Origin of the sequence: Saliphagus infecundisoli, assembly GCF_020177375.1 — an archaeon.
Taxonomy (GTDB): domain Archaea; phylum Halobacteriota; class Halobacteria; order Halobacteriales; family Natrialbaceae; genus Saliphagus; species Saliphagus infecundisoli.
On record NZ_JAIWHV010000001.1, the window covers coordinates 327970 to 343336 of the forward strand.

Annotated in this window: 17 protein-coding genes and 1 tRNA gene; 4 read left to right on the plus strand and 14 right to left on the minus strand. The window is 68.5% G+C overall.

The window, feature by feature from the left end:
- Positions 1-16: 16 nt before the first annotated feature.
- Together LCF40_RS01885 and npdG are read left to right on the plus strand one after the other, a co-directional pair.
- Complete coding sequence (locus tag LCF40_RS01885; RefSeq protein ID WP_114577359.1) at positions 17-1354, plus strand: 5'-deoxyadenosine deaminase; 1338 nt, start codon at positions 17-19, stop codon at positions 1352-1354.
- Between the two features lie 30 nt (positions 1355-1384).
- The gene (npdG, locus tag LCF40_RS01890; RefSeq protein ID WP_224827150.1) at positions 1385-2053 is read left to right on the plus strand and encodes an NADPH-dependent F420 reductase; all 669 of its coding nucleotides are present in this window, start codon (positions 1385-1387) and stop codon (positions 2051-2053) included.
- An 8-nt stretch (positions 2054-2061) separates the two neighbouring features.
- Here npdG and LCF40_RS01895 read toward each other — a convergent pair whose 3' ends face one another.
- Positions 2062-2442 (minus strand): Rid family detoxifying hydrolase, encoded by a 381-nt coding sequence (locus tag LCF40_RS01895; RefSeq protein WP_224827151.1) that lies wholly within the window; start codon positions 2440-2442, stop codon positions 2062-2064.
- Positions 2443-2541: 99 nt separating this feature from the next.
- Here LCF40_RS01895 and LCF40_RS01900 point away from each other — a divergent pair, with 99 nt between their 5' ends.
- On the plus strand, positions 2542-3939 hold the full coding sequence (locus LCF40_RS01900) for an NCS2 family permease (RefSeq protein WP_114577356.1): 1398 nt from the start codon (positions 2542-2544) through the stop codon (positions 3937-3939).
- A 40-nt stretch (positions 3940-3979) separates the two neighbouring features.
- Here the strand turns inward: LCF40_RS01900 and LCF40_RS01905 are convergent, their stop codons facing one another.
- From LCF40_RS01905 to LCF40_RS01920, 4 genes are all read right to left on the minus strand, one after another.
- Positions 3980-4234 carry a hypothetical protein gene (locus LCF40_RS01905; protein ID WP_114577355.1) on the minus strand — a complete coding sequence of 85 codons (255 nt, stop codon included), beginning with the start codon at positions 4232-4234 and terminating at the stop codon, positions 3980-3982.
- 100 nt (positions 4235-4334) lie between these two features.
- Positions 4335-5048 carry a DUF1028 domain-containing protein gene (locus tag LCF40_RS01910; protein ID WP_224827152.1) on the minus strand — a complete coding sequence of 238 codons (714 nt, stop codon included), beginning with the start codon at positions 5046-5048 and terminating at the stop codon, positions 4335-4337.
- Entirely contained in the window at positions 5045-5428 is a 384-nt protein-coding gene (locus LCF40_RS01915) for a TRAM domain-containing protein (RefSeq protein ID WP_114577353.1), read from the minus strand. The genes LCF40_RS01910 and LCF40_RS01915 overlap by 4 nt, the downstream gene beginning before the upstream one ends.
- Positions 5429-5503: 75 nt before the next feature.
- Positions 5504-6469, minus strand: a complete 966-nt coding sequence (locus LCF40_RS01920) for a transcription initiation factor IIB (protein WP_114577352.1) — start codon at positions 6467-6469, stop codon at positions 5504-5506.
- Between the two features lie 262 nt (positions 6470-6731).
- On the opposite strand from LCF40_RS01920, the gene LCF40_RS01925 reads away from it, so the two are divergent.
- On the plus strand, positions 6732-7859 hold the full coding sequence (locus tag LCF40_RS01925; RefSeq protein ID WP_224827153.1) for a polysaccharide deacetylase family protein: 1128 nt from the start codon (positions 6732-6734) through the stop codon (positions 7857-7859).
- 39 nt (positions 7860-7898) lie between these two features.
- Here the strand turns inward: LCF40_RS01925 and LCF40_RS01930 are convergent, their stop codons facing one another.
- From LCF40_RS01930 to LCF40_RS01970, 9 genes are all read right to left on the minus strand, one after another.
- On the minus strand, positions 7899-8606 hold the full coding sequence (locus LCF40_RS01930) for an HAD family hydrolase (protein WP_114577481.1): 708 nt from the start codon (positions 8604-8606) through the stop codon (positions 7899-7901).
- Positions 8607-8664: 58 nt separating this feature from the next.
- The gene (locus tag LCF40_RS01935) at positions 8665-9225 is read right to left on the minus strand and encodes a methyltransferase domain-containing protein (RefSeq protein WP_224827155.1); all 561 of its coding nucleotides are present in this window, start codon (positions 9223-9225) and stop codon (positions 8665-8667) included.
- Between the two features lie 2 nt (positions 9226-9227).
- Positions 9228-9668, minus strand: a complete 441-nt coding sequence (locus LCF40_RS01940) for a DUF302 domain-containing protein (RefSeq protein WP_224827156.1) — start codon at positions 9666-9668, stop codon at positions 9228-9230.
- Positions 9669-9787: 119 nt separating this feature from the next.
- Entirely contained in the window at positions 9788-10711 is a 924-nt protein-coding gene (locus LCF40_RS01945) for an SDR family NAD(P)-dependent oxidoreductase (RefSeq protein ID WP_224827157.1), read from the minus strand.
- Positions 10712-10821: 110 nt separating this feature from the next.
- Positions 10822-10963 (minus strand) — tRNA-Met (locus tag LCF40_RS01950).
- A 94-nt stretch (positions 10964-11057) separates the two neighbouring features.
- Positions 11058-11417 carry a DUF5830 family protein gene (locus LCF40_RS01955; protein ID WP_224827158.1) on the minus strand — a complete coding sequence of 120 codons (360 nt, stop codon included), beginning with the start codon at positions 11415-11417 and terminating at the stop codon, positions 11058-11060.
- Between the two features lie 43 nt (positions 11418-11460).
- A complete protein-coding gene (locus tag LCF40_RS01960) occupies positions 11461-11634 on the minus strand; it encodes an HVO_2523 family zinc finger protein (protein ID WP_224827159.1) in 174 nt (57 codons plus the stop codon).
- Between the two features lie 53 nt (positions 11635-11687).
- Positions 11688-11999: a carboxypeptidase regulatory-like domain-containing protein gene (locus tag LCF40_RS01965; protein WP_114577347.1), complete on the minus strand. Its 312-nt coding sequence runs from the start codon at positions 11997-11999 to the stop codon at positions 11688-11690.
- Positions 12000-12060: 61 nt separating this feature from the next.
- Positions 12061-15198, minus strand: coding sequence for an adenosylcobalamin-dependent ribonucleoside-diphosphate reductase (locus LCF40_RS01970; RefSeq protein WP_224827160.1), 3138 nt, complete (start codon positions 15196-15198; stop codon positions 12061-12063).
- Positions 15199-15367 lie beyond the last annotated feature (169 nt).

Consider the following 15367-nt stretch of genomic DNA (forward strand, 5'->3'; position numbering starts at 1 on the left):
ACGCCCGTTTTCGGGTATGCTGCTTTCGGGTACGGTGATCGCCGATTCGGAGACGGTGATCGACGAGGGTGGGGTCGTCGTCTCCGGCTCCCGGATCGAGGCCGTCGGCCCCCGCGCTGAGCTTCGGGATCGCTACCCCGACCACGAGGAGCGCTCGTTCGACCTGCTCGCGCCGGGGATGGTCGGTGCCCACGTCCACTCCGTCCAGAGCCTCGGGCGGGGGATCGCCGACGATTCGGAACTGCTCGAGTGGCTGTTCGACCACGTTCTCCCGATGGAGGCCTCCCTGTCGGCGGCGGAGATGGAGGTCGCGGCAACACTGGGCTACCTCGAGATGGTCGAGAGCGGGACGACGACGGCCATCGATCACCTCTCGGTCAACCACGCCGACCGGGCGTTCGAGGCCGCAGGCGAGGTCGGGATCCGGGGACTGCTCGGGAAGGTGCTGATGGACCGACGGTCGCCGGAGGGTCTGTGCGAGGACACCGACGAGGCCTTGGCGGAGAGCGAGCGGCTCATCGAGGAGTACCACGGCGCGTTCGACGACCGCATCCGGTACGCGGTGACGCCCCGCTTTGCGGTCTCCTGTAGCGAGGAGTGTCTCCGGGGCGCTCGCTCCCTCGCAGACCGGTACGACGGGGTCCGAATCCACACCCACGCGAGCGAGAACCGCCGGGAGATCGAGACCGTCGAGGCCGACACGGGAATGCGAAACGTCCGCTGGCTCGACGAGGTCGGACTCACGGGCGAGGACACGGTCCTCGCACACTGCGTCCACACCGACGAGGCCGAACGCGAGATCCTGGCCGAAACCGGGACTCACGTCACCCACTGCCCGTCCTCGAACATGAAACTCGCGAGCGGGATCGCACCGATCGGCGACTACCGGGAGCGGGGGATCAACGTCGCGCTGGGCAACGACGGGCCGCCGTGTAACAACACCCTCGACCCGTTCACCGAGATGCGCCAGGGGAGCCTCCTCCAGAAGGTAGACCGTCTGGACCCGGTCGCCGCCCCCGCCGAGACGCTGTTCGAGATGGCGACGGTAAACGGCGCCCGTGCGGCGGGGTTCGAGGACGTCGGCGCGCTCCGTGAGGAGTGGCGCGCGGACGTGATCGGGCTCACGACCGACGTGACGCGGGCGACGCCGGTCTACGACCCGCTCTCGCATCTCGTCTTTGCGGCCCACGGCGACGACGTCGTCTTCACGATGGTCGACGGCGAGGTCGTCGTCGAGGACGGCGAGGCCCGGACCGTCGATCCCGAAGCGATCCGCCGACGGGCACGGGAGGTCGCCCGCGGGCTCGACGCGGCCGACGGCCCGGATAGGAGCGACGTTTCCCTCGACGGGTAGTTCTATTACGGTGGCCCGGCTCCACTCGCCATGGAAATCGCACTCCTCGGGGGCACCGGGGACATCGGGAAGGGACTCGCCCTGCGGTGGGCGCTTGACACCGACCACTCGATCGTCATCGGCTCGCGAGAGCCCGAGAAGGCGGCCGAGCAGGCGGATCGGTACGCGACGCTGCTGGCCGACCGGGGTCGGGACCCGGAGATCACGGGCGTCGGGAACGGGGAGGCGGCCGCGGGCGCGGACGTCGTCGTTCTGAGTGTCCCGCCGGAGTACGCGAGGTCGACGGTCGAGGCCGTCGCCGACCGACTCGAGCCGGGGACGACCCTCGTCAGTCCCGTCGTGCCGATGGACCGCACCGCTGGCGGGTTCCAGTACGACCCGCCGGGAACCGGGTCGATCGCCGAGGCGATCGCGGCGGCGACTCCGGAGGACGTCCCCGTCGTCGGGGCGTTCCAGAACCTCGCTGCGGGCGCGCTCTCGGATCTCGACAACGACCTCACTGCAGACGTCGTCGTCACCGGCGACGACGCAGAGGCCAAGGACCTCGTGCGGGAGTTGGCCGACGAGATCGAGGGGATCCGCGCGTTAGACGGCGGTCCGCTGGCCGCGACCGCGGTCGTCGAGAGCCTGACGCCGCTGCTGGTCAACCTCGCGGTCAACAACGACGGAATGCACGACCTCGGCGTCCGCTTCCAGTAGCGTCCGTCTCAGTCGGTCGTCGCGACCGCCTCGATCTCGACGCCGACGCCCTTGGGGAGGTTCGCGACCTCGAGGGCGCTTCTGGCGGGGGGCTCGGCCTCGAAGAACTCGGCGTACGTGTCGTTCATCGCCTCGAAGTCGTCGATGTCGTCGAGGAAGACGGTGACCTTGAGAACGTCGCCCATCCCGCAGCCGGCCTCGGTGAGGACGGACTCGACGTTCGTAAGCGCCTGCTCGGTCTGGTCGGCGATCGGCGCGTCGTCGAGGAGGTCGCCCTCCGGCGTCATCGGGATCTGTCCGGCGGTAAAGACGAGGTCGTCGGTTGCTGTCGCCTGGCTGTAGGCGCCGACCGCGGCGGGCGCGTCGTCGGTGCTGATGATCCGTTTCATGCCCCGTCCATCCCGGGTCGGGCGCTTAAACGCCACGGTGGCGACCGATACGACGCCGATGGCGCAGCTATATAACGGCCCGATCTGATAGCCTCGCCTATGGCAGGCTCGAGCGGCGGGCGGTCCCGGTTGGGGGAGTACTTCGGGTTCGACGAACACGAGACGGACCTTCGGACCGAACTGATCGCGGGCGTGACGACGTTCCTGACGATGTCCTACATCATCGTCGTCAACCCGACGATCCTCGCGGAGGCGATCGCCATCGAGGGCTACTCCCAGGGGGAGATCGAACAGATGATCGCGATCGCGACGATCGTCTCGTCGGTCGCCGCGATCCTCGTGATGGCCCTGTACGCGAACCGCCCGTTCGGGCTGGCGCCGGGGATGGGGCTCAACGCCTACTTCGCGTTCACGGTCGTGATCGTCCTCGGGGTGCCCTGGCAGACGGCGCTCGCCGCGGTCTTCGTCGAGGGTATCCTCTTCATGGTGCTGACGGCGGTCGGCGCGCGCCGGTACGTCATCGAGCTCTTCCCCGAACCCGTCAAGTTCGCCGTCGGCGCCGGGATCGGCCTCTTCTTGCTCCTCCTGGGACTGACGGAGATGAACGTCGTCGCCGCCTCCGAGTCGACGCTCGTGCAGTTGAACGACGTCGCGGCCGACCCCGTCGCCCTCCTCGCGCTGTCTGGGCTGATGCTCACCTTCGTCCTCTACGCCCGCGGCACCACCGGCGCCATCGTCGTCGGCATCCTCACGACGGCGCTCGCGGGCTGGGCGCTCACGTTCGCCGGCGTCGTCGATCGGGGCGTCCTCGCGCCCACCGATATCTCCGGGGCCCAGTACGACATCACGCCCCTGGCGGGCGCCTTCCTCGATGGGTTCTCGGGGATCGAGCCCGCGACCTTCCTCCTGGTCGTCTTCACGTTCTTCTTCGTGGACTTCTTCGACACCGCGGGCACCCTCGTCGGCGTCTCGCAGTTCGGGGGCTTTCTCGACGAGGAGGGGAACCTCCCCGAGATGGAGAAACCCCTGATGGCCGACGCCGTCGGGACGACCGTCGGCGCGATGGTCGGCACCTCGACGGTGACGACCTACATCGAGTCCTCGACGGGGATCGAGGAGGGCGGGCGCACGGGGATGACCGCGCTGACGGTCGCCGCCTGCTTCGCGCTCTCGCTCGCGGCGGTGCCGCTGATCGCCGCGATCCCGAACTACGCCTCCTACCTCGCGCTCGTCGTCGTCGGCATCATCATGCTCCAGGGGGTCCGCGACATCGACTGGGACCACCCCGCCTGGCTCATTTCGGGCGGGCTCACGATCACCGTCATGCCCCTCACGGCCTCGATCGCCGACGGCCTCGCCGCCGGGATCATCACCTACCCGGTCATCAAGGCCGCGACCGGCGAGGCCGACGACGTCCACCCCGGGCAGTGGGCGCTGGCCGCCGCCTTCGTCGTCTACTACTACGTCTCCGCGGGCGGCGTGATCGGCGGAAGCTGACCCGTCCGCGTTCCCATCGGGGGGCGATCCCGGCGTGCGATCACGGTTCCCCGATCTCGACCCCGTCCAGGTCGTCGGCGTAGCCGAGCGTCGCCCGCTCCTCCCAGTGATCCCGGACGCGGACCTCGAGGACGATCCGCCACTCGCCCTCGAAGCCGTCGTACCGGCCGACCCGAACCCGCCTCGCTGCCCGTTCGTCCTCCCGGTCCCACACCGGCCACTTGAGGAGGACGTGGTTCTCCTCGTCGGCGTCGCCGGGTCGCTCGCGCCTCCCGACGGTACCGTCGGCGTCCACACCTACACCCATACCTGGTCTTTCGTGGGACGTGACCTGTATCTTTGCCCGATTTTCAGGCTCGGAACACGCTTCGTGGGATAGAACACGATTCGCCCGGTTAGCCCAACTCGCCCATCTCGTCGTCCTCGTAGGCCTCCTCGTAGCGTTCCATCGCGTCCTCGTGGCCCCGGACCGCCAGTTCGTACGTCTCCTGGAGCTCCTCGATCGGGGACTCGGTCGCGTCCACCCGGAGGTCGTTGTACGCCGGCTCGGTCGCCCCGTCGTCGCCCTCGGTCGTGGCGACGCGGAGGGCGGCGCTCTGGACCGAAAGCTCCTCGCGTTTGTCCCCGCCCTCGGCGTGGCCCGCGGCGAGCGCGTCGATCAGCCGCTCGGCCAAGTGCCGGTCGCCCTCCCGATCGGCCTCGTACGCCTCGGCGGTCGCGTCGACGACGGCCTCGCCGGTCAGGAGGTTCCCCGCGACGGTGTAGTTCTCGCCGACGCGGTGGCCGTACCACGGCTTGCACTCCTCGCCGGAGAAGGCATAGGTCCCCTCGCGGTCGACGCCGTGGAGCTGTCGGTTCTCCCGGCCGTCGTCGGCCGCGAGCAGCGCCTCGAGGGCGTCCTCGACGGCCACCCCGTCGGCGAGGTACTCGAGTCCCCGCCGGCCGAGGTCGACGTTGACCAGGCTCTGGGTCGCCACCGCGCCGTCCTCGCTCGCGAACGGACAGAGCCGGCCGACGCCGGCCAGTCGGGTCGTCACCGCGACGCCGAATCGCAGGTGCTCGTCGCCGTCCTCGACGTACTCCTCGCGGACGCAGATGCTAAAGGTCATACGATCCGGGCGAAGGCGACGTTCTCCCGGACCTGTTCGATCTCGATCTCCACCCGGTCTCCCTCCTCGCCCTCGGGGACGATGACCACGTAGCCGCGCTCGACGCGGGCGATCCCGTCGCCCTGGTCGCCGATCGTCTCGATCTCGACGGTGCGTTGCTCGCCGGTCTCGACGGGCGGACCCGACCGCGGGCGGTCGTCACCCGCCGTCTCGACGGTCGACTCCGCCCGCTCGGGGGTGAACAGCCCGACGCGGTAGACCTTCCCCGGCTCGACGTCGCCGAGTTCGATCTCGTGGGCCGGAACCTCGATCACGTACGAGTCGCCCTTGGCGTCGATTTCGGCAGTATACAGACAACTGAGCTGCTCCGAGATTTCCATGATGGGAACGTGTCACCCACTAACTAATGATGGCGCCTTGAGTCTATCGGTCCCGCCGCCGGCGGTCGCCCCCGGTTACGTCGAGAGCCCGACGGCCTCGATCTGTTCTTGATACCGGTTTCGGATCGTCACTTCGGTCACCTGCGCGACGTCTGCGACCTCGCGCTGGGTCTTCTTCTCGTTACAGAGCAGGGCGGCGGCGTAGATCGCCGCGGCGGCGTACCCCGTCGGGGACTTGCCCGAGAGCAACCCTTCCTCGGCGGTGGTCTCGATGATCTCGTTTGCCTTCGCCTCGACCTCCTCGCTTACCCCCAGTCCCGAACAGAACCGGGGGACGTAGTCGGTCGGATCGACCGGCTTCATCTCGAGGGAGAGCTCCTGGGCGACGTAGCGATACGTTCGGCCGATCTCCTTCTGTTCGACCCGGGAGACGTCTGCGACCTCGTCCAGACTCCGCGGAATCCCCTCCTGGCGACAGGCGGCGTACAGACAGCTGGTCGCGACGCCCTCGATCGAGCGCCCGCGGATCAGGTCCTCCGAGAGCGCGCGCCGATAGATCACGCTCGCGACCTCCCGGACCGATCGGGGGACGCCCAGTGCCGACGCCATCCGGTCGATCTCGCTGAGCGCGAACTGGAGGTTGCGCTCGCCCGCGTCCTTCGTCCGGATGCGTTCCTGCCACTTTCGCAAGCGGTTCATCTGGGAGCGTTTCTCCGAGGAGATCGACCGGCCGTAGGCGTCCTTGTCCTTCCAGTCGATGGTGGTCGTCAGCCCCTTGTCGTGCATCGTCTGGGTCGTCGGCGCGCCCACGCGGGACTTGTTGTCGCGCTCGGTCGCGTTGAACGCGCGCCACTCGGGGCCCCGGTCGATGTTTCGCTCCTCGACGACCAGCCCGCAGTCCTCACAGACGAGTTCGCCCTGGTCCCCGCTGGTGACGAGGTCGGTCGAGCCACACTCCTCGCAGGTCCGTTCGTCCGTGTCCTCCGCCTTCGTCGTGGTTCCTTCCGAGTCACGTTCGCGTTGGCGGGTGGGACGTTCCATGATAGGAGTGGTATCGGTCAGAGGGACTTAAGACCTCCTACCGCTGACCGGACAGGTTTCCCGAAAACGGGGGGTGTTTCGTGAGCCCGCCGGAGCCGACGCGTCTCGAATCCTCCCCGCTTGCGGGAGTAGGCCGCGGTTATACGCCGTCGCTTCCGGCCAGCCTCTCGTTAACTATTCGCCGATTCCGCGGACGACAACCATGGCGAACGGACTGTCACGTCGAGCGGTACTGAGTGCGTGCGGCGGCACACTGGCCGGAGTGGTCGGCTCCCTCGAGGGGAGCGACGTCGCGAGCGGCCGGGGACACGCCGCGCCGGCGACCGCCGAACTCCCGCCCGGCGGCTCCGGCGGCGACGGCTGGCAGGACAGAGTCGACGGCGGGCCCGCCGAGCAGGCGACCGCCCCGTCGTCGAGATCGGGCCCGGCGGAGTCCGGAACGGAGGCGTCCGGTTCGGGAGGGTCGGGAGAGCCCGACTGGAACGACGCCGACGGCTCCCGACGATCCGCCCGACCCGAAAACGGGGCGGTGGTGATCGTCTACGACGACGGACCGATCGAGGACTACACGCAGGCGCTCCCGGCCCACCGCGAGTTCGACGTTCCCGCCGTCTCCGGAGTCGTCACCGAGTGGATCGGCCGCGAGGACCACCTCGGCACCGACCGGATGACCCTCTCCCAGCTCGAGGAACTCGCCGACGCCGGCTGGGAGATCGCCTCCCACACGACCGACCACACCGCCGTCGGCACGGCCGCGCTCAGGGCCGACGCGGCCCCCGGCGACGCGCGGCTCTACCCCGACCACGTCCGCCACGGCTTCCACGGCGGGCTGACGGTCGAGGTCGCCGACGGCGACCGGATCGTCCGCGAGAGCGTCGCCGGCCACGGCTCCGACGGCGACGGAGCGTACGTCGAACTCGAGGGGACCCTCGGCGAGGCGTTCCCGGCCGGAAGCGCCCTCAGATACCCCCCCGAGCAGGTGCGAACGACCGTTGCGGAGTCGAAGGGCGAACTCGAGGCCCTCGGGTTCGACGTCGAGACCTTCCTGGCACCTTACGACGTGTTCGACGACTACTCGCGGCCCTTCGTCGCCGAGCGCTACGGCGGCGTCGTCAACGCCCGTCCGGGGTCGCCGATCAACGACCCCGAGGGGTTCGATCCCCTCCGGACCCGCCGGGACTACTTCATCGAGTACACCACGCCCGAGGCCGTCAGGGGACGGCTCGACGAGGTCGCCGACCGGGGCGCCCTCGGCGTGATCGGCGCCCACACGTTCAAACCCGAGGTCACCACCGAACGGATCCGGGAGACGCTGGGCTGGATCGACGAGCGCGACATCGAGGTGCTCACCATGCGAGAGGCCTGCGAGACGTACGCCGACGGCCGGTGATCGGCGGAGCGGCCACCGCGTCTCTCTCGCCAGCCCGGATCACGTCCTCGACGCGGCGTCCTCGATCCACGGGGGTGGAGACAGGTCGGCGACCGAGTCGACCCGGTAGGTCGGATCCTGGCCCCGGGCGTCGGGATCCGCCGACACCCAGACGGAGTCGAGGCCGGCGGCGGCCGCGCCGGCGACGTCGGTCTCGAGGGAGTCGCCGACGTGGACCGCGGTCGCAGACGCCGCGCCGAGGGCACCGAGCGCGCGCTCGAACGGCCGCGGGTCCGGCTTCGGCGGCGTCTCCGCGCCCGCGACGACGACCGCGTCGATCCAGCGTTCGAGGCCGACGGCCTCCATCTTCGTCCGCTGGGCGTCCCGCGCGCCGTTGGTGACGACGCCCAGCCGGTGCTCCCGGCCCAGTTCCTCGAGCACGCGGGCGGCTCCCGGCAGTAGTTCGACGTTCGACTGGTCGCGCTCGTCGGCGAACGCCGCCGCGACCTCGCGTCCGAGGCGCTTCGGGTGGCCGTTGTCGGCGGCCAGCGCCGCGAAGCAGGCCGACCGGAGTTCGGCCATCGAGCCCGAGCGTTCGGCGAACTCGTCGTAGCGCGCGTAGTACTCCTCGACGGCGAAGAGGGGCTCGACACCGACGCTCTCGAAGGCCGCCTCGAGGACCGTTCCGGGCGAGCGCTCGTACCGGAGGAGCGTTCGGTCGAGGTCGAACGTGACCGCCTCGATTCCGCCCGTTCTCTCGACTCCCATCTCGATGTCGTCGGTTCGTCCGTCGACGGCCATCAAGCTACCGGCAAGCTACCGGGGGCTACTCGAGGGTCGCGATCAGCAGGAACGTCTCGGGCCGGACCGCCTCGTGGCGGACGGCGAACCCGGTCTCGTCGAGCGCGCTCGCGGCCTCGTCGGCGCCGTACCGTTCCTCTACGGGCGGGCCGTACTCGCCGGTACCGCTTACCGCCCAGTCGGCGACGACGAGGCGGCCGTCGGGGGCGAGGACCCGCCGGATCTCCGCGAGCGCCGCGTCGCTGGCGAACTCGTGGTAGGTCATCGTCGAGAACGCGACGTCGACGGCGCCGTTCGCGAGGGGCAGGTCGCCCACGTCGCTCGTGACGAGCGAGACGTTCTCGGGGACGCCCTTCTCCCGGTAGTAGTCGTGCATCGCCGCCTGAACGTCGACCGCGTGGACCGTGTCGACGTGTGGGGCGACGTCGTCGGTGAAGAAGCCGGTCCCGCTGCCGAGGTCGGCGACGACGTCCTCCGGTGTGGGCGAGAGCGCCCACAGCAGTTCCTCGGCCGAGAGAAAGCGGTATCGCCGTCCGGCATCCTCCAGTCTGTCCGCCCTTGAGACGTCGAACGTGTGGTGGCCCACCGTTACAGCTCCTCGAACGCCGCGTCGACGAGTTCGCCGGTCTCGGCGACGATGTCGGCCATTTCCTCGTCGTCGGGCGCCATCCCGACCAGCCGCGCGATCCGCATGATCGAGACGTGGTAGACGCGCTGTCGGCCGGGTTCTTCCTCCCAGACGACGACGTTACACGGGAACAGCGCGCCGAGTTGACCGTTGCTGGCGTCGAGGGCGCGGTCGGCGACGGCGGGATTGCACGCGCCGAGGACGTAGTAGGGGTCGCGGTCGGCATCGACTTTCTCGTTGAGCAGGTCCGAGGGAGAGAACTCGACGGGAACGCCGAAGCCGGCGTCGGTGAACACCTCGCGGACGTGTTCGATCGCCTCCTCGTGGCCCATGGAGAGGACGGCCTCCTTCTCGCCGATGTCCTCGGGATCCAGCCGTGCGGGGTCGATTGGGAGCGTCATTCGTGGACAGTTGTGGGTGCGTCACGAAAACCTCTTCCGGATCCGCCGCTCCTCTCCGGTGGAGGGCTACCGTCGATCACGGCCGAGCGAGGGCCGGACCACGGGGTCCCCGACGGAGGCTACGGCCAGTCGGGATCGACGCCGGCCAGGGTCGCACACGTCGACCAGAGCCGAGCCCGGAGTTCGGGGTCACCCACCCGCGGATCGGGTTCCGTCCGTTCGGTCCCGTGGAAGTAGGCGCCCGTCACGTCCTCGACTGCCGTACTGTCGCTCAGGTGAACGATCCCCTCCGCGCCCTCGGCGACGCTCGTCGCGACGAACGGGAGCACGCGGGCGGCGGTGACGACCACTCGGAACAGCGGACCGACGTGGCGGTAGAGTCCGCTTCCGGGCACGAATCCGGGGTGGAAGGCGTTGACGGAGACGCCGACGTCCCCGAAGCGGTCGGCGAGTTCGACCGCAAAGAGGAGGTTGGCGAGCTTCGACCGTGCGTAGGCGTCGAGAGCGTCGTAGTCGCCGGTACAGTCGATCCCCTTCTCGAGATCGAGGTCGCCCCGCGAGTGGACGGCCGAGGAGGTGACGACCACGCGGGCGGGCGCCGACGCCCGCAGGAGGCTGGCCAGCTCGTGGGCGAGCAGGTAGGGCGCGAGCTGGTTGACCGCGAAGGTCTCCTCGACGCCGTCCCACGCGAGCCGACACTCCTCCCGAGCGAGGGCAGCGTTGAGACCGAGCGTGTCGAGCCGATCGGTTCGGTCGCGGACGGTCGCTGCGAGGTCGCGGACGGCGGCGGGCGAGGCGAGGTCCGCCCGGAGGAACTCGGCCTCTCCGCCGGCCGCCCGGATGCGGTCGGCAACCGACTCGCCACGGCGCCGGTCGCGGCCGTGGACGTAGACCTTCCAGCCGCGGGCCCCGAGTTCGACCGCAGCGGCGGTCCCGATCCCGTCGGTCGAACCGGTGAGGAGGGCGGTCGGCGTCCTCTCTACCGTCCGGCCGAGGCCGGTGTCGTCCGCCGATCCCATGGCTCGAGCGAGCGCCTCGCTCATCATATCTCTTTCTCCGGGCCCCGACCGGTTCGTTTCCCGGCGGTGAGGCCGTTTTTCTCGCCCCGCTCGGTGCGTTTCGTGGACGCGTCGCTCGATCGTCGTTTGAGTAGTGCCCGGGGAGGGCTCCGAACCCTCGATCTCCGCATGTCCCAGGTTCGAGGCTCGGCGGTCCTCGAGGGACACGGGGCGGCAACCGCACCGAATCTCTGAACCCTATGAGTGCGGCGCTATGTCCAGCTAAGCCACCCGGGCTCGGTTTCGGGTAGTGCGGTCGCTTTCTTTAAGCTTTGTATTCGCCCGCGGGGTGAAACGGAGCGACACCCGCTCGTGGCTGCCATCGAACCGATCACTCCCGGCCGAGGACCTTCCGGAGACAGGTCGGGCCGAACGGTCCGAGTTCGTCGGTCTCGAGGTCGACGAAGTGGCCCGTCGAGAGGCCCGCGCCACAGCGTCGACACTCGAACTCGCCCTCCCTGTGGACGACCTGGCTCCCGAAATCGACGCGCCGGCGGCTCCCTGGACGGATGATTCCGTCCTCGCGCTCGACGAGCCCCCGGAGTTCGGCCTCGTCCAGGATCGTCCGCGTCACCGTCGGGTCGTTCGTCACGCTCTCGAGCCGGTCGACGGCCTCGGGAAGCGGGAGGCGCTCGTCCTCTGCGTGCGCGAGGAGTGCGAGCCCCAGTTCGACGCGGTCGTCGGTCGCCATCGTTCGGGGGTGGCGTTCACGGGGAGATAAACGTTGTCTCCCGCTACCGGAAGGGGTCGCTGCAGTCGATTACGACCCCGTGGTTCGGACAGACGTACTTGCAGTGGCGTGCGTACATCGCTCGCCCGCAGTGGGGACACGCTGGCGGGCCGCCCGTCCGATCCGTGCTTCCTCTCGTATCGCCGTCCGCACCCCGATCACTACTCCCGTCGGTCATACCCGGTTTTTCGTCGGGAGCATGCTAAGGGATGCGGGTCGGGGGCGACGGCGCTACCGGACGTCGGTCGCGATTCCGGGGAGCCGTCCCCTCGAGGCGGCTTCGGTGACCGCGTGGACGAGCGCCGTCGCCGGCTCGTAGGCGACGTAGTCGTCCGCGGGCTTGAACGCGGCGACCTTCCAGAAGCCCGGCGCTCGAAAGGTCAACTCGCATCGACCCGTCCGGTCGGTGACTGCCGTGTCAGTATGGCTGACGACCCTGACGCCCTCGACGGGTTTGTGCCAGTCTCTGACCCGGAACGCGACCGGATCGCCGACGACGACCTCGCCTGCGGTCTCGAGGACGAGCGGGCGACGATCGATCATGCGACTAGTTGGCGCCCGACGAGCAAAAACCCGTCACCCGAACTCGAAAGCCGTTACCCCGTCAGCACTCGCTCCAGCCACACGACTCGCAGGTCTTACAGCCTTCCGAGAAGTAAAGTGTCATCGAGCCACACTCGGGACACTCGGGGCTCTCGCCGGCGTCGATGAGGTCCTGGGTCGCGTCTGCGGCTTCGTGCTCCTCGGACCCGGGAGCGTCGGGTGCAGCGGTGTCGGTCACTGCGCCGCCGTCGGTCTCGGGTCCCTCGATCCCGTCCGGTGCCACCTCGTCGGCGCCTGCCGACTCCTCTAGGGTCTGCTGGGTGGGGTAGGTTTTGTCGAGTTCGCCGTCGAGATACCGCCGGAGGGCGGTCCCGAAGGCGTCGGGGATCGACTGGATCTGCTCGCCCTTGTCCCAGGCGACCTTCGGCGACCGGATCCCCTCTAACTTGTCTACGATCTCGTAGGGATCGACGCCCGAGCGGAGCGCGACCGAGATCGTCTTCGCCAGCGCCTCCGTAAAGGAGCCGGTGAAGCCGCCGCTGTTGCCCGTGTTCGCGAACAGCTCGAACGGCTGGCCGGTCTCGGGGTCCTCGTTGAGCGTGATGTAGACCTTGCCGTAGCCGGTCTCGATGCGCTGGCTGACCCCTCGGAGGGTGTCGGGGCGCGCCCGCTTTTCTGCGTACTCGACGTCCTCGCCGATCAGCGCCTCGGCGGATACGTCGGCGAGCTCGCGGACGTCCTCGCTCTCGAGGAACGTCTCCATGTCGCCGAAGACCTCCTCGATCTGGGCGACGATCGCTTCTGCGGCCTCGCCCTCGTCGGCGAAGTCGGCGTTGTCCGCCCGGGTCGTGAGCACCTGTTTGGTCCGCGTGCCGTCGCGGTAATAGGTGACGCCTTTCCCGCCGTGGTCGTAGACCCACTCGAAGACGTCCTTTGCGTCCTCCAGACTGGAGTCGTTGGGGGCGTTGACGGTCTTCGAGATGGCCGAGTCCACGCCCTCCTGGCAGGCACACTGGACCGCGGCGTGTTGTTTCGCGGTGAGGTCTCCCGTGATGACGAACAGTTCGCCGATGGCGTCGGGCACGGTTTGGAGCCCTTCGACGCCGTCGAACTCGTTGCTGCTCATCTGCTCTTGGGCTTCCTCCTTGACGGCGTCCACGTCGATGCCGTTCTCCTCTAACACTCTGAGGAAGTAGTCGTCGAACTCCACGAGCATCTCGTCGCCCTGGACGTCGTCGGTGACGTTCTTGTAGTAGGCGACGTTGTAGATGGGCTCGCAGCCGCCGGTGGTGTTGCCGACCATCGACGTGGTTCCGGTGGGCGCGATGGTCGTCACGTTGTGGTTGCGGATCGGGAACCCCTCCGCCCAGTCGTCGGCGCTCTCGCCGGTCTGGCGCTCGAACCACTCGCGGTACTCGGTGGGGTTCGCGTACTTCGACTCGCCCCAGTCGGCGAACGATCCTCGCTCCTCGGCGAGTTCGTGGCTTTTTGCCTTCGCGCCGTGGTTGATGTGGGTCATCAGCTGGCGGGCGACCTCGTTGCCCTCGTCGCTGCCGTACTCGATGCCCAGCTGGATGTAGAGTTGGGCGAGACCCATGATCCCCAGCCCGATCTTGCGCATGTCCCGGACGGTCTCTTCGATCTCCTCGACCGGGAAGTCCGACATCGTGACGACGTTCTCCAAAAAGCGCGTGCCATAGGAGATGCGCTCGTCGAACTCCGACCAGTCGATGGCCTCCGAGAGGAACGCCTCGATGGCTGCCTCGTGGCTGTCGTACTCCGCGCCGTGTTCGTCGGCCCAGACGCGCCAGTCGGGGGCGTCGAGCGCGGCGAGCGTCGAGAGGTTGATGTGGCCGAGGTTGCAGGCCTCGTACTCCTCCAGGGGCTGCTCGCCGCAGGGGTTCGTCGCCAGAATCCGGTGGTCCGGCTCCGCCTCGACGTCGAAGGAGTGTTCCTCGTTGACCCGCTCTAAGTAGATCACGCCGGGTTCGCCGTTCTCGTGGGCGCCCGAGACGATGCGCTCCCAGACGATCTCGGCGGGAATCGAGAGCGGTTCGCCGACCTCGACGTGGTCGCCGAGGTCGTAGCGCTCGTACATCTCCTTGGTCTCGGCGGTCGCGACGTGGGGCTCCTCGGTACGGGGGTTGGTGAACGTGTACTCCTCGCCCGCCCTGAGGGCCTCCATGAAGCCGTCGGTGACTCCCACGGAGATGTTGAAGTTCGAGAGGTGGCCCTCGACGGCGTTCCGGAGGTGTTTGGGGACCTTCCCGTCGTCGTCGATCAGCTCGCGGGCCTCCTCTAAGGCCTCGCCGAAGGTCGTGTAGGTGTAGTCGTCGGGGTCGTTGAGCCGCAGCGAGTGGGCAAGCGAGACGTCCTTGTTCTTGGCGTGGATGAACTCGATGACGTCGGGGTGGGAGACCCGCATGATCCCCATCTGGGCGCCCCGGCGGGTGCCCCCCTGGGCGATGGTCTCACAGAGCTGGTCGTACGTCCGCATGAACGTGATCGGGCCCGACGCGATGCCGCCCGTCGAGCCGACGCTGTCGCCGTAGGGGCGAAGCTGCCAGAAGCCGTAGCCGACGCCACCGCCCGACTGGAAGACCTCGGCGGCCTTCTTTGCGGTCTCGTGGATGTCCGCCAGATCGTCGTCGGGGCTCATGACGAAACACGCCGAGAGCTGCTGGAGCTCGTCGCCGGCGTTCATCAGCGTCGGCGAATTCGGCATGAAGGAGAGGTGCTCCATGCCATCGACGAACGTGTCGGCGACGCCCTCGACGTGTTCCCGTACCTCCGCGGGGAGTTCGGGAACGATCGTCTCGTAGGCGAATTTGTTGACGTTCTCCTCGGTGAGCGCCGTCTCGACGTCTGTGTCCTCGGCGGTGACGCCCTCGCCGAAGACCTCCTCGGCCAACTCGTCCCGGCGCGGATGGTCGGGCTTGAGCTGGTCGGGCGTGACGCTGACTTCGACGCCCTGGCGATCCGCCTCGTAGACGGCTTCGGCGAGCGCGACGTTGCGCCCGACGCGGGTGAACAGTTCCTCCTGGCTCTCGACGAGTTCGCCGTCGCTGTCCTTCCGAAGGTATCGAGCGGGCAGGACGTTGTGGTAGGCATTGTCGGTCATCCGCTCTTCCAGCGTGTCCCCCTCGGTGCGTTTCACCGGCAGGGTGAGTTCGCCCGCGCCGGGGTCGGCGTCGCTCATGCGCGAGCCACCTCGGCGGAAATCCCGGAATTCCCGTCGGTTTCGATCTGAATATAACTACGGCGTCCCATCATCTGTGACGAAGGTTCGGTGTTCATGTGTGATCTTAAAACTGCGGGTTTGGTTGTGTTAGGACAATACTGGTTGCATAGCTGCGGCTGGACTCTCG